The 25,289-nt window shown below is 39.0% G+C and carries 26 protein-coding genes; 15 read left to right on the top strand and 11 right to left on the bottom strand.

The genetic code is table 11. The features are described from left to right. Positions 1–183 precede the first annotated feature (183 nt). Complete coding sequence (locus LKF16_RS09295; RefSeq protein ID WP_291470786.1) at positions 184–3,198, top strand: hypothetical protein; 3,015 nt, start codon at positions 184–186, stop codon at positions 3,196–3,198. 94 nt (positions 3,199–3,292) lie between these two features. Continuing rightward, positions 3,293–4,042, top strand: a complete 750-nt coding sequence (locus LKF16_RS09300; protein ID WP_291470788.1) for an alpha/beta hydrolase family protein — start codon at positions 3,293–3,295, stop codon at positions 4,040–4,042. Between the two features lie 37 nt (positions 4,043–4,079). On the opposite strand, the gene LKF16_RS09305 is transcribed toward LKF16_RS09300, so the two are convergent. Together LKF16_RS09305 and LKF16_RS09310 are read right to left on the bottom strand one after the other, a co-directional pair. Continuing rightward, a complete protein-coding gene (locus tag LKF16_RS09305) occupies positions 4,080–5,510 on the bottom strand; it encodes an MFS transporter (protein ID WP_291470790.1) in 1,431 nt (476 codons plus the stop codon). A gap of 77 nt (positions 5,511–5,587) precedes the next feature. Further along, positions 5,588–6,046 carry a nitroreductase family protein gene (locus LKF16_RS09310; protein ID WP_291470792.1) on the bottom strand — a complete coding sequence of 153 codons (459 nt, stop codon included), beginning with the start codon at positions 6,044–6,046 and terminating at the stop codon, positions 5,588–5,590. Positions 6,047–6,218: 172 nt separating this feature from the next. On the opposite strand from LKF16_RS09310, the gene LKF16_RS09315 reads away from it, so the two are divergent. Further along, entirely contained in the window at positions 6,219–7,259 is a 1,041-nt protein-coding gene (locus LKF16_RS09315) for a zinc-dependent alcohol dehydrogenase family protein (RefSeq protein ID WP_291470794.1), read from the top strand. 49 nt (positions 7,260–7,308) lie between these two features. Here the strand turns inward: LKF16_RS09315 and LKF16_RS09320 are convergent, their stop codons facing one another. Continuing rightward, a complete protein-coding gene (locus tag LKF16_RS09320) occupies positions 7,309–8,175 on the bottom strand; it encodes a LysR family transcriptional regulator (protein ID WP_291470795.1) in 867 nt (288 codons plus the stop codon). Between the two features lie 114 nt (positions 8,176–8,289). Between LKF16_RS09320 and LKF16_RS09325 the strand changes: the two genes are divergently transcribed. The 6 genes from LKF16_RS09325 (at position 8,290) to LKF16_RS09350 (ending at position 13,316) form a co-directional block, all read left to right on the top strand. Beyond that, complete coding sequence (locus LKF16_RS09325) at positions 8,290–9,147, top strand: aldo/keto reductase (RefSeq protein ID WP_291470797.1); 858 nt, start codon at positions 8,290–8,292, stop codon at positions 9,145–9,147. Between the two features lie 20 nt (positions 9,148–9,167). Next, a complete protein-coding gene (locus LKF16_RS09330) occupies positions 9,168–10,028 on the top strand; it encodes an aldo/keto reductase (protein ID WP_291470799.1) in 861 nt (286 codons plus the stop codon). A gap of 26 nt (positions 10,029–10,054) precedes the next feature. After that, positions 10,055–10,702 (top strand): NAD(P)H-binding protein, encoded by a 648-nt coding sequence (locus LKF16_RS09335; RefSeq protein WP_291470800.1) that lies wholly within the window; start codon positions 10,055–10,057, stop codon positions 10,700–10,702. A gap of 182 nt (positions 10,703–10,884) precedes the next feature. Beyond that, positions 10,885–11,925, top strand: a complete 1,041-nt coding sequence (locus tag LKF16_RS09340; protein WP_291470801.1) for a zinc-dependent alcohol dehydrogenase family protein — start codon at positions 10,885–10,887, stop codon at positions 11,923–11,925. Positions 11,926–11,949: 24 nt separating this feature from the next. Further along, positions 11,950–12,549 carry an NAD(P)H-binding protein gene (locus LKF16_RS09345; protein ID WP_291470803.1) on the top strand — a complete coding sequence of 200 codons (600 nt, stop codon included), beginning with the start codon at positions 11,950–11,952 and terminating at the stop codon, positions 12,547–12,549. A gap of 173 nt (positions 12,550–12,722) precedes the next feature. Beyond that, entirely contained in the window at positions 12,723–13,316 is a 594-nt protein-coding gene (locus LKF16_RS09350; RefSeq protein WP_291470805.1) for an NAD(P)H-binding protein, read from the top strand. A gap of 42 nt (positions 13,317–13,358) precedes the next feature. Here LKF16_RS09350 and LKF16_RS09355 read toward each other — a convergent pair whose 3' ends face one another. Beyond that, positions 13,359–14,288, bottom strand: a complete 930-nt coding sequence (locus LKF16_RS09355) for a helix-turn-helix transcriptional regulator (protein WP_291470807.1) — start codon at positions 14,286–14,288, stop codon at positions 13,359–13,361. Positions 14,289–14,381: 93 nt separating this feature from the next. Between LKF16_RS09355 and LKF16_RS09360 the strand changes: the two genes are divergently transcribed. Both LKF16_RS09360 and LKF16_RS09365 read left to right on the top strand, forming a co-directional pair. Further along, a complete protein-coding gene (locus LKF16_RS09360; RefSeq protein ID WP_291470809.1) occupies positions 14,382–15,026 on the top strand; it encodes an FMN-dependent NADH-azoreductase in 645 nt (214 codons plus the stop codon). Between the two features lie 77 nt (positions 15,027–15,103). Beyond that, the gene (locus LKF16_RS09365) at positions 15,104–15,340 is read left to right on the top strand and encodes a cytochrome b5 domain-containing protein (protein ID WP_291470810.1); all 237 of its coding nucleotides are present in this window, start codon (positions 15,104–15,106) and stop codon (positions 15,338–15,340) included. Positions 15,341–15,658: 318 nt separating this feature from the next. On the opposite strand, the gene LKF16_RS09370 is transcribed toward LKF16_RS09365, so the two are convergent. The 5 genes from LKF16_RS09370 to LKF16_RS09390 form a co-directional block, all read right to left on the bottom strand. Then, a complete protein-coding gene (locus LKF16_RS09370; RefSeq protein WP_291470812.1) occupies positions 15,659–16,345 on the bottom strand; it encodes a type 1 glutamine amidotransferase domain-containing protein in 687 nt (228 codons plus the stop codon). Positions 16,346–16,358: 13 nt separating this feature from the next. Continuing rightward, the gene (locus LKF16_RS09375; RefSeq protein ID WP_291470814.1) at positions 16,359–17,573 is read right to left on the bottom strand and encodes an NADH:flavin oxidoreductase/NADH oxidase family protein; all 1,215 of its coding nucleotides are present in this window, start codon (positions 17,571–17,573) and stop codon (positions 16,359–16,361) included. Between the two features lie 67 nt (positions 17,574–17,640). Further along, positions 17,641–17,946, bottom strand: a complete 306-nt coding sequence (locus LKF16_RS09380) for an ArsR/SmtB family transcription factor (protein WP_291470816.1) — start codon at positions 17,944–17,946, stop codon at positions 17,641–17,643. A 119-nt stretch (positions 17,947–18,065) separates the two neighbouring features. Beyond that, the gene (locus tag LKF16_RS09385; protein ID WP_291470818.1) at positions 18,066–18,887 is read right to left on the bottom strand and encodes a CAP domain-containing protein; all 822 of its coding nucleotides are present in this window, start codon (positions 18,885–18,887) and stop codon (positions 18,066–18,068) included. A gap of 117 nt (positions 18,888–19,004) precedes the next feature. Then, positions 19,005–19,667: an NUDIX hydrolase gene (locus LKF16_RS09390; protein WP_291470820.1), complete on the bottom strand. Its 663-nt coding sequence runs from the start codon at positions 19,665–19,667 to the stop codon at positions 19,005–19,007. Positions 19,668–19,803: 136 nt separating this feature from the next. Here LKF16_RS09390 and LKF16_RS09395 point away from each other — a divergent pair, with 136 nt between their 5' ends. Beyond that, a complete protein-coding gene (locus LKF16_RS09395) occupies positions 19,804–22,338 on the top strand; it encodes a M1 family metallopeptidase (protein WP_291470821.1) in 2,535 nt (844 codons plus the stop codon). A 42-nt stretch (positions 22,339–22,380) separates the two neighbouring features. Here LKF16_RS09395 and LKF16_RS09400 read toward each other — a convergent pair whose 3' ends face one another. After that, complete coding sequence (locus tag LKF16_RS09400; RefSeq protein ID WP_291470823.1) at positions 22,381–22,938, bottom strand: TMEM175 family protein; 558 nt, start codon at positions 22,936–22,938, stop codon at positions 22,381–22,383. Positions 22,939–23,018: 80 nt separating this feature from the next. On the opposite strand from LKF16_RS09400, the gene LKF16_RS09405 reads away from it, so the two are divergent. Next, positions 23,019–23,198 (top strand): hypothetical protein, encoded by a 180-nt coding sequence (locus tag LKF16_RS09405; protein ID WP_291470825.1) that lies wholly within the window; start codon positions 23,019–23,021, stop codon positions 23,196–23,198. Positions 23,199–23,246: 48 nt separating this feature from the next. Here LKF16_RS09405 and LKF16_RS09410 read toward each other — a convergent pair whose 3' ends face one another. Next, on the bottom strand, positions 23,247–24,446 hold the full coding sequence (locus tag LKF16_RS09410; protein WP_291470827.1) for a hypothetical protein: 1,200 nt from the start codon (positions 24,444–24,446) through the stop codon (positions 23,247–23,249). A 175-nt stretch (positions 24,447–24,621) separates the two neighbouring features. Here LKF16_RS09410 and LKF16_RS09415 point away from each other — a divergent pair, with 175 nt between their 5' ends. Together LKF16_RS09415 and LKF16_RS09420 are read left to right on the top strand one after the other, a co-directional pair. Beyond that, positions 24,622–24,933, top strand: a complete 312-nt coding sequence (locus tag LKF16_RS09415) for a PTS sugar transporter subunit IIB (RefSeq protein ID WP_291470829.1) — start codon at positions 24,622–24,624, stop codon at positions 24,931–24,933. 64 nt (positions 24,934–24,997) lie between these two features. Continuing rightward, on the top strand, positions 24,998–25,288 hold the full coding sequence (locus LKF16_RS09420; protein ID WP_291470831.1) for a PTS lactose/cellobiose transporter subunit IIA: 291 nt from the start codon (positions 24,998–25,000) through the stop codon (positions 25,286–25,288). Position 25,289 lies beyond the last annotated feature (1 nt).

Consider the following 25,289-nt stretch of genomic DNA (forward strand, 5'->3'; position numbering starts at 1 on the left):
GTTGTTGCATAATTTTTTAAATAGAGTAATTATGATGCGAGCATAAAAATTTGAAAAAATAATTCATTAGAATCTGTCCTATTTTATATACGAAATCAAACGAGTTTTAACCCAAATCAATGAGAGTCGACTGATAAAATCAATACTTATGAGAAAACGCTAACAAAGGAGTCGTTCATAAGTATGAGAAAAACATATGCAGCAATTGTATTGATAATCTCGTTGTGTGCTTTGGCAGTAGTGACAGGATTCACAGCTAAAACTACCCTAACTAAAGCCCAGAACGAGATCGTTAATACAGTCAAAGTGGCCAGTACGAAGACTACTAAAACAGGCAGTAAGAACTTGATCAAATACCAATTGGATGTGAATAAACCAATTCTAACTATCACTTCTCCGCAATTTAAAAATATTGATGTTGAAGCATTGAAGAAGGAAATCGGTAAAGATCATGTCGGCGTTGATAGCAAGCATCAGAAGCTTCATTTAAACATGAAGGATAATATCGACCAAGACGGCAAGGGTTCGTTCTCGATCGTAACGACCAATGACCAGAGGATGATCATTGATTTCTCTGATATTAATGAAGAACAACTATTGATGACATTGCTAAATTCTGATGGAAAGGATGCAATTTTGGACACCGAAGAAAAAATCGATGATCCAGGTGTAGGTTCCGAAGAACATCTTTCGACGGAATCTTCAGAATCTAAAGATAAAACAGCACGAAAAGGCGTCGATGAGGATGATAACGGGGATGAAGATGGTGACGATGACGATGATGGTGTTGATGAGGATGCAAATATCCATGAAGACGAAGATGATCCGTCTAAAGGATGGATCCGGTCCGAAAATATGATGGTTACGCCAGGTCATGACGTTACCAATTCTGATGGTTCAAAACGTGTACCAGTGCTATATTTTGGAGCGTTGAACTATGCCCTTGAGGGATTAAGCGTAAGGAGATCTGTGGCTGGACGACCGCTGAGAAGCGGTCTTCTAGGTGCTGTTGGAAGGACGTCGATTGGTACTGGACGAATGAACAACGTTACTGCAGCCAATTCAGCGATTATCTACGTGCCCCAAAATGGTAATTTAAATGCAGTACAAACAAATAATGAGAAGAAACGAAAAAATTCATTCTATACGAATACTTTTGGAGATGGGAAGTTGCCACCTCCAAAGCAAATCTTTGGATCAGGTGCGTATAAGGCCGGGGACAAAGTGTATCGTGGTTCACAGAGAAATTTTGTGACAACAAATATCTTTGACTATTATGGAGACGGTTCTGGAGATATTACCAAGCCAAAATTATTTGGTCCAGATGCTAAGAACATCGGTGATTATACCGGTTTAGTTAAGAAGCAAACGAGATTGTATTACAAAACATATAAAGATCCTGTCACGGATCAAGTCTCGACCATGCAACGTTTAATTTTTTACCAAAAGATTGATGGCTATCAAGTCCGAGTGAAAATCACCCAACGATTTGATGCCGACAACGGTGTGATTATCAATCATGAATTTACCAATGTTGGTACACGTTATATGGATAATTTTACTGGTTATGTATTCCGTGATATTACATTTATGAGAAATCACAATATGAAAACATCTGACCAATCTAACGTCTTAAGATCCTTAGGTCATCACAAGGGAATCTATGCTGCTCAGGCCGATAGCGATTCCAAGATTGAAATGCAATTATCTGGGTATGAAGATTCGCCATACGCATGGTCAGGAAGAGGAACCAAATCGACTTTCTTCGAAGCTGATAAGAAAGATCATTTTCCTTGGAGCTATGATGGAACAATAAAGAAACCCAATGCCTTTGTAGACGTCAATGACGTTGGTGATAAAGATACCGAACCAGGTTTTGCCAATAGTTGGATTGCAGATACGATTGAGTATGATGGTGGCATATCGATGCATACGAAAAATCAATCTTTAGCACCAAATCAAACAGTCACGATGAGTTATGCTACTAATTTAGTACCAATTCCTGAAAAACCTGAATTATACATTGATGATGCTAAGAAAAAAGACGACCCAGCAACGATGCAGCCAGAAGATAAGACGATTAAAATAGATGGGAAATGGATGTCTGCCAAGAGCAACAATGTGATGGTCAAATATCTAGTTCGTCCGGCACAGGATGAGAATAATGCTAAGAAAGACAAAATAGAACTGCTTGAAAAGGGAATTAAAATTACGAATGGTTTTCAAAACCAAAATGATAAAGAAAAAAAAGCAGTTGTTCCACACAATTGGTCAACCGAAGTAAAACTCGACCAACTTAACACTGGTATTAATGAGTTTTATGCAATTGCAATTGATAAAGAAGGAAGAACTTCAAAAATTAAAAGGACCTATATCAACCTTCGAAACCGTGATGAACAACAGGCTGAACCGGCAATCACTATTAGATCCCCACAAGAAGGTACTGAAAAATTACTACCCTATGATCCAAGAACTGATTTGAATTTTATCGATAAGATCAACATTTCTGGAAAAAGTTATAGCCCGAGTGGAAATTTTGAAATCAAGTATTTTGTCGACAATGATTTTGAAGGTATACCGTTAGTTTCAGAAGAGAATTATGGGGTAACCAAATTATATGATTGGGAATTAAAAGATTTTTCACTCAAGCCATATATGAATGACTCGTCACCGCATCATGTAACCTTCAGGATTTATAGTAAGGAAAAAGACGGAGAAGGAAATGAAATAACCAAGGAACATTTTGATGATTTCTGGTTCCAGATGGGTGAAAAGGGTCCAGAACCTCAAAATGATGGTTCTTTGAATATCATTGCACCTTCGACTATGGATTTTGGTACTTTGCACATAGCTTCAAACAGCGAGAAAAAAGCTAAACCTAATTTTGATGGTCATTTCTTTGTCGATGACCATCGAAAAAAAGATCAGAGATCTAATCCGATTAAGGTGACACTAACCTCAGAAGATTTTACCAAGGATCGCAAAAAGCAAGAGAAGTTAGAAACGGAATTACTTTGGGGAAAAGGCAAGGTTGATGAAAAACGACCATATATTATCCAGAGTGATGAGTTATCTAATCGCGTTGTTTTAACTGATGTAGTTAAAAAGAATTTAAAACTAAAAATCAAACGAGATCAAAAAGTTAAAGATGGGCAATATGGTAGCGTATTTACCTGGACAGCGTGTGACTGCCCATAGCCTAACATAAAAAAGACCGCTAAGGTCTTTTTTTGTTCTGGAAAATTTGATGGCAGTGTTATCATAATCAGATAACTAAAAAGGGATGAACAAAATGGAAGTTGAAATCAAACGTGATGGTTTGACTCTTCATGGAACGTTGACTAAGCCTGATCAAGACAACTTTAACTTAGTGATTTTGATGCACGGCTTTACTGCCAATCGAAACACTGAATTATTGAATAAACTGTCTGAAAAATTTGAAAACTTGGGTATGGCTACGTTGAGATTTGACTTTAACGGTCATGGTCAAAGCGATGGCGACTTCGAAGATATGACCGTATTAAATGAAATTGCTGACGGAAAAAGTATTTTGGATTATGCTAGATCGATTTCTGGCGTAAAGAAAATTTATCTTCTAGGACACTCTCAAGGAGGAGTGGTTGCCAGCATGTTAGCTGGGTATTACCACGATAAAATCGACAAGCTTGTCTTGATGGCTCCAGCTGCCACATTAAAAGATGATGCTATTAAAGGCAGCACTAGAGGGATGACTTATGATCCTAATAGTATTCCAGATGAGCTTGATATGGGCAATGGCCTGATTTTAGGTGGAATGTATCTCAGAACTGCTCAATCTCTGCCAATTTATGAAATTTCAAAATTGTTTACTGGTCCAGTTTGCTTGATCCACGGGACTGACGATAAAGTTGTCAACGACATCGCGTCAAAACGATATGACGAAGCGTACCAAGATGATGAATTACATTTGTTAGATGGAGTAGATCATCGATTTAGCGAACCAGAAAAACGCCAAAAAGCGATTGATCTGGTCGCAGAATTTTTAACAAAAAAGGGTAACTAATTCAGTTTGAATTAGCTACCCTTTTATAATGCAAAAATTATTTTTTATGGTAAAAGAAATTGAATCCTGACACGACTGTTGCTATCAAACAGATGATCATCGATACCAAGAATGTTGTATGCATTCCGGAGATGAAGTATTCAGGATGAGCTGGCACATAAGTGGTTACCTTGTAGCCAGCGGTGTGACTCATAGAAGCAAACAGCACGGTTGTTGCTAGAGAAATCCCGATGACCATCCCTAGTTCACGGGCTAGAGCATTGATCGAGCCGGCAACGCCGAGGTCTTTAGTTTCAACGGCGCTCATGATCAAGGTGTTGTTAGGAGCCATGAAGACACCATTTCCTAAACCAACGAGTCCGATAAAGAACATAAATAGCCAAAGTGGCGTATCCAAGGTGGTGATCATGTAGCCAATCTGCGAAATTGAGATCATGATCAATCCTACGAATGTCAGCAAGTGACGTCCAATCTTATCTGACCAGCCACCGATAATTGGTGAAACGATACCTTGAATCAACGGCATGATCATCAAGGCATATCCGGCGTAGTTGGCTGCCATACCACGAGCATTTTCGAGATAAAATGGTGAAACTACGTTGAAGAAGAATCCGGTGATAAAAATCAATAAGGCACAGAAAATGTTGATTGAAAAGCCTAAATTTTTGAACAGCGATAGCGACAGAATTGGGTTATCGACATGGGTCTCGATGTAAATAAAGGTAATAATTGAAATCACAGCGATTGCAAAAAGTATTAATATACTAGGCTTGCCAAATCCAATCTCCTGACCTAGGAAGACGCCGATAAACAGCGATAGCATAAAAATCGCAAACATCGTCGAGCCAAGATGGTCGATTTTTTCATTAGCAACGCTGATGTCTTTGGGCAAGATGAATTGTCCAATAATTATTCCGATAATACCAATTGGAATATTGATCCAGAAAATGTAAGTCCAGTCTAAGTGGGCTAGGATGATACCGCCAAGACCAGGTCCGGCGATTGCACCTAAGGCAACGAAGGAACCAATCGTCCCAAGTGCCCGGCCACGTTCATTGAATGGAAAAATCTCGGTGATGATACCGTTGTTGGTACTCATCGTCATTGCCGCACCGATAGCCTGAATAGCACGGGCAATCAGCAAGGGGATAAGTCCTAAATTGATTCCACAAAGTAGTGAGCCGATGGTGAATAGGATCGCACCAAGTTTAAAAATTTTAATCTTACCAAAGTTGTCACCTAGTTTTCCAAATAGCAACAACAAGGCACATATGACGATCAGGTAGATCGACACGACCCATTCAGATTGGTTCATGGGTATCTTCATATCCTTGCTCATGACTGGCAAAGCAATGTTGACAATGCTTCCGTCAAGAACGGACATGAAGGTAAAAAGAGAAACAGCAAACATGATCCACCAACGATTTTTTTGAATCTTGGGATCATCTGTAAAAGAATTTTTTTTCATTTTAATACTCCTCGTCAATATTAAAAGTATAAAACAAAAAAACTGAATAAGTCATGAAAACTTATTCAGCAATTCAATTATTTAACGATATTAGTTTTGATGCGGTCATTGGGAATAGTGCGAGGTGCGAAATGTTGATCGGTTAATCCCAACGTTACGGCAAATACTGGGTCAAATCCATCAGGGATGACGCCTGAAGGAATCGAAGCTATTGAAGCCATATTAAAGTTTGAACCGATGCCTTCGTTTTCTGCTGCTAATTCGATGTTTTGTGCGATGGCTCCAGCAGAAACATATTCCATTTTACCTGGGTCTTGGACTGAAATTACGAGAACTGTTGATGCGTCATAAATGCCGTTCATCTGCGATAAGATCTTCGGATCTTGAATGGCAGTCAGACGGTAGTCGGTATAAGTTCCCATGCCAACTGGACCAGCATTAGCTGCCAAAATCAGCGTTTGTAGTTGTTCATCAGAAATTTGACCAGTATAGTGGCGAATGGCTTTTCGAGACTTGATCATATCTAAAGTTTCCATAATAGGTAGACCTCCAATTGTGTTCTTATTCACATGATAGTTCATTTCAAATATGAATGCATAGTAATTTCAAATGAGAAAATTTCCACTTGTTATATTCGAAAAATATTTCGATTTTTTAGATGAAATAATGAATTTATATAATAATTCTAATTTGAATGGAGATTTAACTATGAAAGCTGCAATATTTGTTGAACCTGGAAAAATGGAAATCAGAGAGGTTCCTAAGCCTACGATCCAAGAACCAGGAGATGCCATTATTCGAATAGTTCGAACTTGCGTCTGTGGATCTGACTTGTGGTGGTATCGTGGTATTTTACATCATGATCACAATGCCCAAGTTGGTCATGAAGCTATTGGCATTGTGGAGTCGGTCGGTTCAAGCGTTAAGGACATTAAGTCAGGTGACTTTGTAATTGCTCCATTTACTCACGGCTGTGGTAAATGTGCTGCCTGTAAAGCTGGATTTGATGGGAATTGTCCTTATTATAAAGTTGGTAGTGCAGAACAATATCAAGCGGAATTTTTACGTTATCCTCAAGCTGATTGGGCTTTAGTCAAAGTTCCTGGTAAACCACAAGATTATACCAGTGATATGCTGAACAACTTTTTAACATTAGCTGATGTTATGGCTACTGGGTATCATTCTGCCAGGACTGCTGAAGTTAAAGAAGGCGATACAGTCGTAGTCATGGGTGACGGCGCCGTTGGCTTATGCGGGATCATTTCTGCAAAACTCCGTCATGCTAAACGGATCATCGCGATGAGTAAACACCCTGATCGTCAAAAATTAGCCAAAGAATTCGGTGCCACAGATATCGTGCCAGAACGAGGCGATGACGCTGTGAAAAAAGTAATGGAGCTGACTGATATGGGTGCCGATGCTGTCCTAGAATGTGTTGGTACTAAGCTATCAATCGATACTGCCCTAAAAGTTGCTCGTCCTGGGGCAGTCGTTGGTCGTGTGGGAATTGCCCAAAAGCCAGTCATGGATACTAACGATTTGTTCTTCAATAATACTGGGTTGCGGGGCGGAATCGCTGCCGTAACCACATATGATAAGAAAATCCTACTAGATGCAGTCTTATCTAATCAGATCGATCCCGGTAAAGTATTTACAAAAGAGTTCGATCTAGAACATATTCAAGAAGCATACGAAGCAATGGATAAGCGTGAAGCAATTAAGTCACTGATCGTTATCAGCGACAAATAAATCAAATAAAGCCATAAAGACCTTAGTATAAAAAGTCTTTATGGCTTTATTAGTGCCAGTTGGCACTGATTTTTTCAATTGTTGGTTCAACGAGCTTCTTATTATCCTTCAAATATACAGCATAGAAGTCAACTTTACTTGCATCATCAGAAATCGCTACGTTGACACGATCATCGTCATTCAAAGACGGATGAAAATTTTCGAATCTAGTGATATTAGTACTGAAATATGGGAAATTCGAATATTTGGTTATCTCGTTAAATGAGTCCACTTGTGGCTGATACATGAACTTGGCATCGGGGATGTTTTGTTGAATGATATCTTTCCAGATTCCAATTTGGTCGATAACGATAAAGCTCAAACCCTTCAACTCTGAAAAAGTTACTGAGTTTTTATTTGCGAGATAGGTGAATTTATCTAGATTGATCGATAATTTTTCAGTCCCGATAAAACGTGACTCGATCTCATCAGTCATGATCTCTTGATTGCTGACGATGAAGGAATAATTGTTGTCTTGAAGGTTAGTGATCACTTCATTGGGATTCAATAGATCATTGGATGCATGTACTTTATCGGTCAACTCATTTTTTAACTTATCGATCACGATCAGTGGACCTGGTGCGACACTAGCAATTTTGATCAACTGGTGACTATTTTCGTATTGTTGAACAGATTCAACGAATAATTCATTCTGACGCAAGGCCTTTTTCGCCTCAGACACAGCAAGCTTCCCAGTATCGGTCAAAGAAATATTGTTGGGCTGACGGTCAAATAGCTTTACTTGTAACTCGTCTTCAAGCTTTTGTAAACCACGTGTCACCGTTGGTTGAGTCACCATTAAATGGTCGGCAGTGGCAGCCAGAGTTCCATATTGGTCAAACGCTACTAATTCTTCTAGTAAATAGTTGTCGATCATCTTATCACCTCAAGAGTATACCTCACACGTATACTAGCATTCTCATTTGGTACTATTCAAGTCTTTATTCAGGGACTATTCTGTATTCACGAATTAATAAAGCGAGGTAATCACATGGATACAGTGAAATTAAATAACGGCGTTGAAATTCCACAACTAGGATTTGGCGTTTTTCAAGTAACCGACTTAAAGCAATGCAAGCAAGCAGTTCTTGATGCAATTAACTCAGGATACAGATTGATCGATACGGCAGCAGCTTATCAGAACGAAACAGCTGTTGGCGAAGCTATCAAAGAGAGTGGTGTTGATCAAAAGGACCTATTTATCACATCTAAACTTTGGGTTTCAGACATGAATTATGAACGTGCCAAGAAGGGTATCGAAACTTCTTTAAACAATTTAGGTTTGGATTATTTGGATATGTACTTGTTGCACCAACCTTATGGCGATACTAACGGAGCTTGGCGTGCACTGACAGAAGCATATAAGGCTGGAAAAATTCGAGCTATCGGCGTTTCGAATTTTTACGCTGACCAATTAAAGGATTTGGAACTTTCTAGTGAAGTTAAACCAGTTGTCAATCAAATCGAGGTAAATCCTTGGTATCAACAAAAACAAGAAGTTGCATTCAATCAAGGTGAAGACGTTAAAGTTGAAGCCTGGGCACCATTCGCAGAAGGCAAGCACGATATTTTCACTAACGAAACAATTGCTGAAATTGGTAAAAAATATAACAAGTCAAACGGTCAAGTAATGCTCAGATGGTTGCTGCAAAGAGGAATCATCGTCATTCCTAAGTCAGTGCATCAACAAAGAATGATCGAGAACTTTGATGTCTTTGACTTCAAACTCACTGATGATGAAATGAAGACCATGGCAACTTTGGATAAAAACGAGAGTCAATTTTTTGACCACCGTGATCCAACTACAATTGAACAAATTTTTGGCTCAAGCTTGGCACAACTAAAATAATTTTGTAGAGGAGAAACATAATGGTAGAAAGAATTAAATTAAATGATGGTAATGAAATTCCCGCAATTGGCTTTGGCGTATTCTTGATACCTGCTGACGGCTCAACTTACAAAGCAGTCATGAATGCTCTAAAGGTTGGTTATCGTCACATTGATACAGCAGTTGCTTACTTTAATGAAGCAGAAGTTGGACGTGCAATCAAAGACAGTGGCATTCCTCGTGATGAAATTTTTGTCACCAGCAAACTTTGGCTCCAAGATTATGGCTATGAACCTGCTAAGAAGGGAATCGCTACTTCTTTGAAAAAATTAGGCTTGGACTATATCGACCTATACTTGATCCACCAACCTTATGGGGATGTTCCCGGTGCTTGGAAAGCTATGGAAGAAGCTCAAAAAGCCGGTCAACTCAAGTCGATTGGTATCAGTAACGCCACTCCAAAAATTTGGAATCAATTTGAGGATTCATTCAACGTGATTCCAGCAGTTAACCAAGTTGAATACAATCCCTATTCTCAACAAAAAGAACTTCGTAAGATCTTAGATCCACTAGATGTAAAGCTTGAAGCTTGGGGTCCATTGGGTCAAGGCAATGCTGATTTATTTGCAGAACCAATCATCAAACAATTGAGCGAAAAGTATCATAAAGATGCTGGTCAAATTATCCTTCGTTTTGAAAATCAAGAAGGCGTTATCGTCTTGCCAAAATCTACCCACGAATCCAGAATGATTTCCAATAAAGACATTTTTGACTTTGAACTAACAGAAGATGAAATGGAACAAATGCGTTCACTCGATAAGGGTCACGGTTCACATAACCCTGATGATCCCGGTGTTGAACAAATGTTGCTATCAGCTTTTGATGTACACGCAAATGACTAATTTTTACTAATAGGAGAAAGAATATTATGACAAAAGTATTGATTTTAGGTGCTAACGGACAAGTTGCTAGAATCGTTGAAGAACGTTTGATGGCAGAAAATCCGGATGACAAGCTAACTTTATTTTTAAGAAATAGTTCACGTTTGAATAACTTAGAAGGACACAAGAATGTCACGATCGTTGATGGCGATATTACTGACTTTGATGATGTTAACAACGTAATGAAGGGTCAAGATATTGTTTATGTATCAATGGTTGACCATACTCCTGATAATGTCATCACTAACAACGTAGTCAAAGCTATGAAAGAAAATAACGTGCAACGCGTTGTTGAAACTAGTTTGCTCGGACTTTATAACGAGGTTCCTGGTGAATATGGACTTTGGAACTACGAACAAGTTAAAAGTGGACTTCCAGCAGCAATCAACGCTGATAAAATTTTATCTGAATCAGGACTTACTTATACGACACTACGTTTTCCATGGTTAAATGACCGTGATGAAGTTAAGTATGTTGTGACACACAAGAATGAAGAATACGTTGGAGTTTCAGGCTCACGTCAAAGTATGGCTGATGTAATTGTTAAAATTATCAATGACCCTACATATTTGGAGAATGATTCAGTTGGTATCGCTGATAAAGATACTCAAAAGGAAACACGACCAGTTTATTAATCTGCTATTTTGAACATCTAACTAATTGGTTAGATGTTTTTATATGAAGTGACTGATAAGTAAAACTTATCAATCATCTCTGAAACTGAAATTGGTTAAACTCTCTGTAGCTTGTATCATAGGTTTCGAAAGTTAAATACGAGTGACAAAGTAAACAAATTTTTTAAAAGGGAGAAATTAATATGAAAGCAGCTTTATTTGTAAAACCAGGAGAAATGACAACAACCGAAGTTGATAAACCAGTTCTTGAAAAACCAACTGATGCTGTCATAAAAGTACTTAGAGCTTGTGTCTGTGGATCTGACTTGTGGTGGTACCGTGGAATTTCCAAGCGCAATCCTAATTCACTTGCCGGACACGAAGCTATTGGTATCGTTGACGAAGTTGGTTCAGATTTAAAAAATATTAAAAAGGGCGACTTCGTAATCGTACCGTTCACCCATGGTTGTGGTCACTGTGCAGCCTGTCTAGCAGGATTTGACGGAGATTGTTTAAACGCTCAACCAGGCGGCAATGGCTACCAAGCTGAATACGTTCGTTACGAAAATGCTGACTGGGGCTTAGTCAAGATCCCTGGAAAACCAGCCGATTACTCTGATGAAATGCTAAATAACTTTTTAGCCTTGGCAGATGTTATGGCTACTGGTTACCACGCCGCAGCTAGTGCTGAAGTTAAAGAAGGCGACACAACTGTAGTCTTTGGAGATGGGGCTGTTGGTCTAGCAGGTGTTTTATCAGCTAAATTACGTGGGGCAAAGCGCATTATTGCAATGAGTCGTCACGAAGATAGACAAAAGTTAGCTAAAGAATTTGGTGCAACTGATATCATTCCAGAACGTGGCGATGAAGCTGTTGAAAAAGTTATGGAATTGACTGACGGCAACGGTGCTGATTCAATTCTTGAATGTGTCGGAACTGAACAATCAGTAGATACAGCAGTTAAAGTCGGACGTCCTGGTGCAATCGTTGGACGTGTTGGCGTTCCTCAAAAAGCTGAAATGAATACTAACAACTTATTCTGGAAAAACATTGGTCTTCGTGGAGGAATTGCCTCAGTTATAACTGATGACAGAAATGTACTTCTAGACGCGGTTTTAAGCGGTAAGATTGAACCAGGTAAAGTATTTACTAAGAGATTTGACCTTGGTCATATTGAAGATGCTTACGATGCCATGGACAAACGTACGGCTATCAAGTCATTATTGATCATTGCTGATAAATAGATGGATGAAAAAGGGTGAAATATTATGACAAATGTATTGATTATTGGAGCAACAGGAACAATTGGCGGTGCAGTCCGCCAAACCTTATTAAAAAATACAAACGACAATTTAACTTTGTTTGCACGTGGAGCTGGCCGTTTAACTGTTAGTGACCGTGAGACTTTGATTGCTGGAGACGTTACTAGCGACGCCGACCTTGACAAAGCTATGGCAAACCAAGATGCAGTCTTTGTTGCATTGAGTGGTAATTTGGGCAAGTTTGCCGAAAAAATCGTTGCTGCTATGGATCGTAATGAAGTACAAAGATTGTTGTTTATTACGTCAATGGGAATTTACAATGAAATTCCAGCATCTCTTGGTGGGGGTAATTTGAATGAAAATTCAATGTTGCAATCATATCGTGATGCTGCAGACGTTATTGAAGCTTCAGATCTAAATTACACAGTCATTCGCCCAGGTTGGTTCAACAATGGACCAGTTGACTATGAAGTAACTACAAAGGGTGAACTATTTGGCGGACATGATGTTTCCATCAGTTCAATCGCCGACATGGTTCAAAGATTGGTCGAAGATAATAATTTGTATTCAAGTGATAGTATCGGATTGAACACTCCCGAATCATAGGATAAATTAAAAAGCAGACTCTTAACGAGCCTGCTTTTTTAATGGCTTCAGTCATTTTAGGAATGTAAATCTATTCGAAGTTAAAAAACACCAAGTTTAATAGCAACTATAATGAAAATGATGACGGAAATACAAAATATTCTCATATCGACTTTTTGGAAAGGATGAATATTATGTCAAATGTATTAATTATTGGTGCCACTGGAAAAATTGGTGGAGCTGTACGTCAGACGTTGCTAAAAGAAACTGAAGATGAGCTGACATTGTTTTCAAAAGATGCTGCTCAATTAACTACCGAACCTAGCGAGACTGCCTTTGCTGGCGATATCAACAATGAAGCTGAACTAGACCGTGCCATGAAAGACAAAGATGTTGTAGTCGTTGCGGTGTCAGATCAAGTTGATGAAGCTGCTCAAAACGTAATTAAGGCGATGGACAAAAACAAAGTGTCTCGGCTGATTTTTATCACCACAATGGGTATTTATAATGAAATTCCGAAATCAATGGGTGTTGAAAATCTCAAAGATAATCCTGACTTGCAAAGCTATCGCGATGCGGCAGACTTGGTTGAACAATCAGATTTGGATTACACCATCGTTAGACCTGGCAAGCTCACGAATGGATCCGTCAATTATGAAATCACCAAGAAGGGCGAACCATTCGGCGCTCGTGATGTCTCGATGAACTCGATTGCCGACTTCGTCAAAACAGCCATTCATAATGACCAGTACTACGCACAAGAGAGCGTTGGTCTAAGTACAATTTAACTTTATATAGAGAAAAAGAACTGATCATCTGGTCAGTTCTTTTTAGTATCTATCGATAATTTTGTGCAATTCACTCAAATAGGCATCCCGTAACTCCTTTGGGTATTCGATTATTGCGTTGGTACCCAGGGAAATCGCATAGTGGACCATATAGTCGAACTCTGTCTGATTGTATCCACCGCGGATATAATTTTGCCCGTCGATCTGCTTGAAGTGCATGTTAGGATAATGATTTTTTAAAAAAGTTTCGGTCCCAGCTTGATTTAATTTGATGCTGAAAGGGATGTTGTGATAGTTCTTCTCGTATTCGATGCCGAATTGCTGCAACTGCTGGCGGGTGTATGTTTCAGTGATGTCTTGATTGATGACACAAGTTTTGAATCGGTCGCAACGATAGGTTCCCCATTGTTTTTGATTGATATTATAGGCACTGCAGAGCCAGACGCCGTTTCGATAAAAGAGGTCGTAAACTTGAATCTGTTCATCTGGTCGGTTATTGGTAAATGAGACATCGATAACTTTTTCATCCAAAATGGCTTCTAGAATCAGGTTCAGAAATTTCGGAGAACTGATCGTGGTCGCATTGTAATAGCTAATAACTTGCTGCTGTTTGGCAATGTTTTCCTGTTGCTGCTGGGGTAAACTAGCCATCAACTTGTCATAAATGTGCGAATATGATTTTTCAAACGGCGTAGCAGAAAGAATTTTGAGTGCCTTGAGGGCAAAGAAAATTGCGTTAACTTCTTCCAAGTTGAAAGTGATTGGGATCAGCAGTTCTTTATTCAATAAATGATAGCCACCCGCACGACCACTCTCAACATAAAAGGACAGTCCCATTTGTTCAAGTTCACTGATATCGCGCAGAGCAGTACGCTTTGAAATATGAAATTCAGTCATTAAATCATTAATTTGAAAAAAATTTTTGAAGTTGAGAAAAATCAACTCTTGGTTTAGACGTTCAGCTTTATTCATAATTTTTCAACTTTCTTGATAAAGGTGCCATGTATTGTCACCTTTTAATTGTATGATGAACTCATCAAGAAATAAAGCCGAGGGATTTAAAATATGAAAACTTTGATTATTAATGCACATCCAGATTTTAGAAATGAAGCACACTACTCAGTTCAAATGGAAAAAATGTTTTTGCAAAAGCATCAAGCTGCTTTTCCAGGTGAAACTGTCGATGTTCTAAACTTGTATGACACTGAAATTCCGGTGATCTCGAATGATGAACTATTGGGAATTTGGGATAAGCAAGCTAAAGGCGTTACTTTGAATGAAGAAGAACAACGTATTTTCGCCTTGAATCAAAAATTATTGGATCAATTTAAATCACACCATCGAATCGTGATCGTATCGCCAGTTCACAACTTTAACGTGACCGCTAAGATGAAGGATTATATCGACAACGTTTTAATTGCTCGTCAAACGTTCCGTTATACCGAAAGCGGGTCAGTTGGTCTCATGACTGACGATTATCGTGTGATGTTATTGCAAGCTAGTGGTTCTGTTTATACCAACAACGATCGTTACACACCATTAGAATTTCAAAGAACTTATTTAGATGCCATGTTTGTTGAAATGATGGGCTTTGACAGTTTCCAAATCGTTCGTTTACAGGGAACTCAAACTAGTGGAGTGGATATCAATGACGCAATTCAGTCAGCAAAACACCAATTAGATGTAGAATTCGATAAATTCTACGAATAATTATTTGCTCTGTTTATAGGTTGATAAACGTGTCATAATGGGAGTATATACAAATATTTTTTAAGAGGAGAGATCTTATGGCAGACAAAGAATTTACAGTTGCAGATTTGAAGAAGTTTGATGGCACAAATGGAAACCCAGCTTACGTGGCAATCGACGACATCGTTTACGACGTGACCGACGTAGACCCATGGGCCGGCGGCAAACACCACGGCAATACAGCCGGAAACAATTTGTCGGAAGCCATCATGAAATCGCCACATAAAAAATCAGTGCTAGCAAAATTAAATGAAGTCGGAAAGCTAGTAAAATAGAGCGAGAAGAAAAACGAATTGAGGGCGGAGCATAAGAACAGAAAGACGGAGGGGCCCGTTTGGCCCCGTAATCTTTTTGTTCTTATGCAGTAGCCCTCAGTTTTTCTCTCTCGCGTTTCCGCTATAAATATAGAAGCAACTAACAAAAGTAGAAGCGACCAACAAATCAATAAAACAAAAAAAGCCTGAAGCCAAAATGTAGTACCTTAAAAATGTTAGACATAAATCTAACGTTTATGAGGCAATTCAAACAGCTTCAGGTTTTTGCGTATAATCATATTTTTAAGAAATACTGATTTAGTTTAGACATCTCAATATTTATTTACTCTGTTTCAATTGGTGCACCAACATCTTACCAACTGCTCGTGCTGAAAAAGGATTTTGTCCGGTGATCAATTGTCCGTCTTGGACTGCATATGACTTGTATGCGCGTTTTTTACGGAAGATTGCACCGTGATCACTGGCTACTTTCTGATTTAAGAAGGGAACGACTTTTCTTTTGTTAGCTAGGATCTCTTCACTAGTTGTGAAACCCGTGATTTCTTTTCCCTTGATGAGATAGTCGCCCTTAGCAGTTTTAACGTTCAACAAACCAGCAATACCGTGGCAGACGGAAGTAACGTATCCGCCTTGATTGTAGATATCCATCGTGATCTTTTGTAGCTCGTGATTGTTAGGGAAGTCCCACATTACACCGTGACCACCAGTGTAGTAAATGGCAGCATACTCTTTTGAGTCGATCTGCGATGGGTTCATTGAATTCATCAAAGCACGATTTTGAAAATCTGAACTTTCGTAAATTTTCATGTCGGATTCAGCAACGTATTTCATGCTACGTGGGTCCAGCGGAACAAAGCCACCTTTTGGACTGACGTAATCAACGTCAAATCCAGCTTTGGTAACTTCGTCAACGAATTCAGTTGCTTCACCAAGCCAAAGTCCGGTTGGGTCAGTCGTTCCGTGGTATCTAGTTGTATTGGTTAAAACTACTAAGATTTTTGTCATTTTCCTTACCTCGTTATCCTCTTTGTGGTATCAAAGCCGAAAGGCCTTGTCGTTTAAATGAAAATCCTAAAGCACCCCAGGCATTTTCAGTATCGCGTTGGGTAGATTTGCCGTGGGCAGTACGGTCCATCTGTTGCTGATAAAAAGATAGTCCAACTAATGATCCGACTTTTTTATCTAAAGGCTTTAAGCCAGTTGATAGGTAGTGCAAGTCGATTTTGTGGAATCTGCCCGCCTTCATCAAGTTTGGAATATCAGGCATCATAACTAGTGGTCGTGCTAAGCCTACTATATCTGTACCATCAGAATCAATAGCATTTTCCATTCCCTCGGCAGTTGAAAAGCCACCAGTTACGGCAATTGGAGCATCGATCATTTGTTTGATTTTTTTAGCGTAATCGATAAAGAATGCACCTTTACCAATTCCCTGTACTAGTGGATTTTCATAGTTACCACCAGATATTTCGATTAAGTCGATTCCTAGCTGGTCCATCTTTTGAATAACTTTGATCGAATCGGCTTCAGAAAAACCGTCAGCACTTAGATCAGAAGAGTTGATCTTCAAAGCAATTGGGAAGTCAGCGCCGACTTTTTCACGCATGCCCAAATAAATTTCTTCAAGGATTCTCATGCGGTTTTCAAGCGAGCCACCGTATTCATCAACTCGACGGTTATCGTGTGGCGATAAGAATTGATTGAGTAGATATCCGTGAGCTGCATGAATTTCAACCCCTGAAAAACCTGCTTTTTGTGCAACCACGGCGGCGTTGATAAATTTTTGGACGATGTCTTTAATTTCAGAGCGATTTAAAGCACGGGGATTGTTGAAAGCAAATGCGTTTGATCCTTCCATTGGAACGACACTAGGTGCAACAGGCGTTTTGCTCATTGTTCTTGGAGATTGTTTACCAGGATGATTGAGTTGCATGAAGATTGCACCGTCATTGTCAGTAACGGAACTAGCCCAATTTTTTAAAGCTCGTAGATCGCGGTCATCTTCGACTACCACATTTCCGAATTCACCTTTAGCAGTGTCGTCGACCATAACGTTTCCGGTAATGATTAGTCCGGTGCCACCTTTAGCCCAGGTGCGATAAAGGTTATTGAGTGGAGGAGTTGGACGATTGTCGGCACTTCCCAAAGTTTCACTAGTAGCAGCTTTCATAAAACGATTTTTGATTTCGAAGCCATTCTTTAATTTTAGTGGTGTGAATAATGTAGTAGTCATAAGTTTTCTCCTTAGAATAATATGTTTAAACATTTAAACCTATCTTGCAAAAAATAAATTTCACCTATTAAGATGAAATACTATTTTCGAGTGAAATGGTAAGTTGCTTTAATAAATCGACTGTTTCTTCCAAAGAAACGCTGTAGTAACGTTCTTTTCCTTGTTTGTTAACAGTGATAACGCCAGCGTCTAACATCAATTTAAGGTGATGCGAGACGGCTGGTCTTGAGAGATCCAACTGATCAGTGATCTGATTAACAGTTAGCTCTTTGTTTTTGCACAGCAAGGTGATGATCTTTTGACGATTCTCATCTTGAAAAATTGAAAAAATCGGCATGCCCTTTTTGAAAAGGTCCATAGTTTCTTCTGCCATAAGATCCCTCCAATCAATTTTTAATATGTTTAAATGTTTAAACGTATTGTATTATCATTTTTTTGATCTGTCAACACCAAAATAAAAAGACTCACCGAAGTGAGTCTAAAATTTAAATATTAATAGCCACCAATGAAGTCTTCAGAAACATACAATGCTTGGTTGGTTGGATTGTAATAAACGCCGACGCCAAGAAGTGAAACGTCTGATGACATAACATTTGTGTAATGACTTGGAGTATAATTTTCGGCTCTAAAAGAGTCCATGATATCCGAAGCTAATGTTGTAGCGCTTCCGCCGTAAATACTTGCGGAACCCATGTAAATATTTTCTTCAGAAGAACCCTTAGTGCCTGATGGGAATGCTGACCAAGTTGAGCTACCATCGGGTCTTGTGTGACTAAACGATGTCGCAATTTCTTTCGCACGTGTCATAGCTGTTTGATTCATTTTTGAATCCAAACTTAGTGGTGCAATTCCCTTGGATGCTCTTTCGCTATTGATCGAGTTAAGAATTGCTTGTTGAACTGACTCAGTGGATGGAACCAATGAATTAGTAGTTTGAGAACTATTATTGGAATTATTATTTGCTGATCCATTGTCCTTGTATCCGGCTAAACCAAAGTTTGCAATATATTCAGGCTGTCCAGGCAATTTGTTGATATATAGACGACTAGCATCGACGTATTCGTGAGTTGAAACTTGGAAAAATACTTCACCCTGTGAGTTTTCAATCTGTCTACCTAATGCCCAAGCTGATCCATCAGCTAATGAGCGGTTCGATGCATGACCTAAATCGTCACGATAAAGTGGAGCCATACCGCCATTGATTGTTCCAACATACCCCGTGTCAGCATGTACATCATTTTGAGAAACTAGAAAAGTCCCAGTTGCTGTCAAAGTGATGGCTGCTAGCAAGGTAACTAATTTTGATAACTTCATACATAATCCCCCCAGAAAAAATTGTCTTATAGTATAGTTACAACTTGATTCTAGGTTTACTTGAAGTTTAATTCAACAAATTCTTGAATAATATTATCAATAATTTGATACGCAGGATTAGCCGAGTCCATGCCCGTTGTAATGCGTGTCGACCTGATCAAAATAAGCATTCCAGTTAGGATCTGCGTGGGCAGCAAATAACATTTCGATATCCTCGGGGATATTTCGCCCAACGGAAAGATTCAAGTTCATGGCTTCTTTTTTAGTAAAGTATTTGGCATTAGAAGTTTCAACACCGCCATGGAGGTCATCTTCTAAAGGCTCGCATTCAAAAAATAGTTTGTAGATGTAACTGAGATTGTGTTTGTGGTAGGGGTTTTTCTGCATATCTTTGATGCCGACCAAACGTTTGACGTCGACGTTGATGCCAGCTTCTTCAAAGGTTTCCTTGTCAGCAATTTCTGCTGGTGAAAAACCAATGTCAGCCCAGCCACCAGGTAAGGACCAAACTTGTTCGCGTTTTTCTTCAACTAATAAAATCTTATCGTCTTTAAATGTGGCAGCACGGACGTCAACTTTAGGCGTTACGTAGCCAACATCGGAATCGAAGAACAGCGTTAAATTCTCACGAGTCGGATTATCGACTAATTGAGCTGTTAATTTTTTTGAGATACGCTCTAATTGTTCGTATCTTTCGCGGTCAAACACGTCTTTTCCGTAATGCATCCCGCTTTGAGCGATAGCTTGTAATTGTTGGATCAGTAAGTTTACATCTTCCATTTTGTCACCTTCTCTTGTTCAAAGTATAACATGTGGGCGGTTTTCCTTTTGGTGGTCGAGTGTCAAATTCCAACGTTTTGATTCGAAAGGGTATAATGGAAAATGAATATACTTATCAAAAATTACGGAGGCGTTTATGGCTACAATTACACGTTTTTTGGAAACTTTTGAACCATCTCACTATGATGTATATATCGATGTAAACCGTGGTACTAAAGAAATTAGCGGTAAATCGACGATCACTGGCGTTGCACATACTAAACCAGTTTATATCCATCAAAAAAACATGGAGATCGAATCTGTTCAAGCTAATGGAAACGACGTTCCATTCACAGCTGACAACAAGACAGAGTCGATCAAAATTGAAGTACCAGAAATGGGCGAGACTACTTTAGCCATCACTTATAAGGCACCTTTGACTGACTCAATGATGGGAATTTATCCTTCATATTATGAAGTTAATGGCGAAAAGAAAGAGCTGATCGGAACACAATTCGAAACTACTTTTGCCCGTCAAGCCTTCCCATGTGTCGATGAACCTGCTGCTAAGGCTAAGTTTGATCTGGCTATCAAGTTTGACGAAAAGCCTGGCGAAACTATCTTAGCCAACATGCCAGAAGTTCGTGAAGAAAACGGCGTACACTTCTTTGACACGACCGTCCGGATGTCGACTTACTTGATTGCTTTTGCATTTGGCGACCTTCAAAGTAAAAAAACTAAGACTAAATCTGGCGTCGAGGTTGGTGTTTTTTCAACTAAAGCTCACGAACCAAAAGAACTCGATTTTGCTTTAGACATTGCTAAACGTTCAATCGAATTTTACGAAGACTTCTACCAAACACCTTATCCACTTCCACATTCATGGCAATTAGCTCTACCTGATTTTTCAGCTGGTGCTATGGAGAACTGGGGCTTAGTAACTTATCGTGAAGCCTACTTGTTGCTAGATCCTGACAACACAGCTTTGGATACTAAACAATTAGTTGCAACGGTTATTTCTCACGAACTAGCTCACCAATGGTTCGGTGACTTAGTTACGATGCAGTGGTGGGACGATTTATGGCTCAACGAAAGTTTTGCTAACATGATGGAATACGTTGCTATCGATGCCATCGAACCTGACTGGAACGTTTGGGAATTGTTCCAAACTTCAGACGTACCAGCTGCTTTACAACGTGATGCTACAGACGGCGTTCAATCAGTCCACGTTAATGTTGAAAACCCAGCCGAGATCGATGCCTTATTCGACTCAGCTATCGTTTACGCAAAGGGTGCTCGGATGCTAGTTATGATGAGAGCTTTAGTAGGAGACGATGCCTTACGTAAAGGTTTGAAGAACTACTTTGCCGCTCATCAATATGGCAATGCCAAGGGTGCGGACTTGTGGAATGCAGTTGGTGATGCTGCCGGCATGGACGTTGCCTCAATTATGAATACTTGGTTGGAACAACCAGGATATCCATTAGTAACTGCCAAAGTTGTTGATGGAAAATTGACCTTATCGCAACAACAATTTTTCATCGGCGAAGGCAAAGATGCTGGTCGTTCATGGAAGATTCCATTGAACAGCAACTATGATGCTGCACCAAAGATTTTTGAAGATAAAGAAATTGTTTTAGGCGATTATGAGCAATTGCGTAAGGAAAACGGCAAGCCATTCCGCGTTAATGTTGGCAACAATTCTCACTTTATCGTTAAATATGACAAGACGTTGTTGATGGATATCTTGGATAACCTCGACACAGTCGACTCGATCTCGCAAATGGGTATCTTGCAAGACTTGCGCTTGTTAGCTGAAGCACGTCAAATGTCATACGCTGCTGTAGTTCCATTGTTGAAGAGATTTGCTAACAACCACTCAACTGTTGTGAATGCTGCGATTTACCGGATTGCTTACAACTTGCGTAAGTTTGTCACTCCAAATACTGATGAGGAAAAAGCTTTGAAAGCCTTGTATGGTCAATTGAGTACTGAACAATATGAACGTTTGGATTGGATGCCAAAAGACGGCGAATCGATTGATGACCAATTGACACGTCCAACTATCTTAAACGCTGCTTTGTATGCCGAGAACCCAAGTGCTCAAGCTAAAGCACATAAGCTTTTTGAAGAAAACAAGAACGACTTAGCTTCGCTTTCTGCTGACATTCGTATCTTTGTCTTGAGAAATGAAGTTAAGAACTACGGCAGCCAAGAACTCATCACTGACTTGCTTGAACAATATCGTCAATCGACTGACCCAAGCTACAAGTCAGACCTTTCAGTTGCCATCACAAGTACCAAAGACTCGAAGATGATCAGCCTTTTGATCGAGAAGTTTGAAGATGCTGACACGATCAAGCCACAAGACTTGCGTGCATGGTTCCGTGGCGTTTTGGACAACTCAGCTGGAGAACAAGCAGCCTGGGATTGGATCAGAAACGATTGGGATTGGCTTGAAAAAACAGTCGGAGGAGACATGGAATTCACAACCTATATCACAGTTGTAACCAGCGTCTTCAGAACACCAGAAAGACTGGCAGAATTCAAAGCCTTCTTCGATCCAAAAATCAATACTCCAGGATTAACACGTGAGATCACGATGGATAAGAGCATCATCGAAACACGCGTGAACTTGATCCAAGATGAAAAAGCTGAAATAAATGCAGCTATTAAGAAAGTTACAGAATAATTTATCCACAATAAAAGCCCATCTCGAAAGAGATGGACTTTTTTAGTCTAATTGAATTGGAATAACCCAAAGTAATCCATTACAAAATGTAGCGATTAGCACAAATGGTGGGAAGAAATATGAAATGAATACTGCTGCGATATTTACAATTAAAGATAATATACTCAGAAAATTGAAACGTCGTTTGTTCCTGGTGGCATTAGCTTTCTCATCAGCTTTTTCAACGCAGTGATTTAGCCAAAGAAATGCTAAGTTAAAGAATATTACGATAACTGCAAATAAGACGCCAGCCTCTGGTGAAAAGACATTTCGTCCATACCATCCAGCCGCAACGGGTATCAGTGAGAGCCAGAATAATAAGATGATATTGGCCCACAATACTTGTCCATTAATTTTTTTAACTTTTAAAAACATTTGATGATGTTGATTCCAGATCATTGCGACCAACAAAAAACTTGCAATATAGGTAATGAATTGCATTTTTGCATCCCATAAAACAGACCAGCTATATTTGTCTGGCAATTTAATATCCAAGACTAAGATGGTTAAAATAATAGCCATTACACCATCTGAAAAAGCTTCAAGACGACTTTTCGACATGTTGATTCCCCCTCGATAAATACTCGATTTAAGTCAATTATAACTTTTTAAATATTAATAATAGTCAGTTTATTTTTTTAATGAAGTTAAGAATTACGGCAGCCAAGAAATCATCACTGACTTGGTTTAACAATACCGTCAAGCTACAAGTCAGATTTGTCAGTTGCAACACAAGTGCCGAAGATTCAAAGATGATCAGTCTCTTGATCCAAGATGAAAAATCTGAAATTAATGCAGCTATTAAGAAAGTTACAGAATAATTTAGATATAACGAAAGCCCATCTCGAAAGAGATGGGCTTTTTGGCGATTATTGAATATTGAAATCAATTACATTACTACCGGTTGAATAAGTTTTGACGTTGTTTAGATTTTTGTCAGTGATCTCATCATTTGAATCTGGTATCGTAACTGCACCATCAAAGATGTCAGCTTTTTCAATGTCGTCATCTTCATATTTGAGAGTGTTGTTCTTTAATTTAACATCTTGAAGTTCAAGTGTGTAGTAGTCGTTTGCCTTGGCTTTATAGATAAGTTCTAAAGTATCCTCACTTTTATCTAAAAATGCTTTAACAAGCGTTAAGTTAGGATCTTCTGTACTATCTTCATCGTCATCATCATCATCATCGTCTTTATTGAAATCATGGAAATGGGCGAGTAACTTTTCGTTGAACGCATTCAAGTTGGTAGGTGTAGTGGAACCATCTTTTAAACCAGAAACTTTAATAATAACGTTCTTACCTTTGTGATAAGTAAACTTGATACTTGGTTCATAGCGATCAAGTAGAGTCGCAAGGTCTTTTTGTGATGCCTTTACAGTGTCTCCGTTTGAATAGTCGAAATCATGTTTTAAATTAAAGACTTGATCTAATTGCATGGTTTTAACATTGAGACTAGGTGTGGATTTTTTAGAAATTAACATTTGTACTTCACCGTGATGATTGTATCCAGAACCCTTAGCTTTAGTATATTGTTCCAATTCATCCATGCTAATAGTTGGTTGCTTTTTCAATCCTGAAACCGTATAAGTCTTAGTCTTCATTTTGAAGTATGGGTCAGGTGATTGATCATAAATAGATATTTGGATTTTTTGACCATTCTTCAATCCGGTACTTTGACTGATTTTCATATAGGTCGTTCTCATGTGGCGCAAGTAGGTTTGAACTTTGACTAAATCATCGCCACTCATGGTATCAGTGCCCCATTTGTCTTCCGAAGTTAAATCTTCTGGAGACTCGGCAGTATCAACAATAGTATTTAACATATCTTTGTTGACCTTAGCCTTTTTCCCTTCGTAGCGAGCAATTTTTTTACTTACTGCCATTACACTACCATTTGCCCAATCCGCTGTACCATGATTGTTGTAGCCGTTAAATTCGATCTTAACTTCTTTAAAAAAATCGGCAGCTTCATGATTGCGATAGCCGATAAATCCCCCAATTAAGATGACTACCACAATGATGGCCGCAATTACTTTCTTATTCTTCAAATTTTCTAGTTTGAATTTCATTCTTTCCCCCAAGTATATAAAAATTATGCAATAAACAGTTTATCATAAATAAATTTATAGAAATATATCCAATTATTGTTCATAAGATAAAGTTATGGTACGAATAAGAAATAACTGATAATATAAAACCCGTACGATTTTTATACTTTAATTAGTTTTTGGGGGATTTATACGAATGACCAAACAAGTTTTACTAACCTGTGGCGCTGGTGCTTCATCCGGCTTCATGGCTGCTGCAGCAAGAAAAGCTGCTAAGTCGATGACGGCGGATCTTGAATTCAGAGCGAAGAGTGAATCTGAAGTTGAAGATGCAATGCCGAACATTGACTTATTATTGATCGCACCGCATTTGAAATATATGTTGGCTGAGGTCAAAGATCTGTCGGCTGAAAACAACGTCAAATGTGCCATCATTCCACAACAAATCTATGGAATGCTCGATGGAAAAGGTTTAGTTGAGCTGGCATTGAAAGAATTGGCGGTGTAAGTATGTTTTCTGAACATCCAGAGATCATCGACCCATCGACCGTGACGAATTAGCGTCGATTGCAATGCAAGTGATCTTACATGCTGGCGATGCACGTGAAAAAATTTTTCAAGCGGTTGATGAAGCTTCTAATGGTGAATTTGAAGCTGCCAAAATTTTGATGGGCGAAGCTAACACTGAACTACTCAAAGCACATCAAGCACAGACTAATACGTTGCAGTTGGAAGCTGAAGGCATCAACATTCCGTATTCAACATTATTCAGTCATGCGCAAGATACTTTGATGACGGTGAAGACTGAACAAAATTTGATCAAACAAATGATCAAACTATACAAGAAATTAGGGGAGAAATAAC

This window comes from Companilactobacillus sp., assembly GCF_022484265.1.
Classification (GTDB): Bacteria; Bacillota; Bacilli; order Lactobacillales; family Lactobacillaceae; genus Companilactobacillus.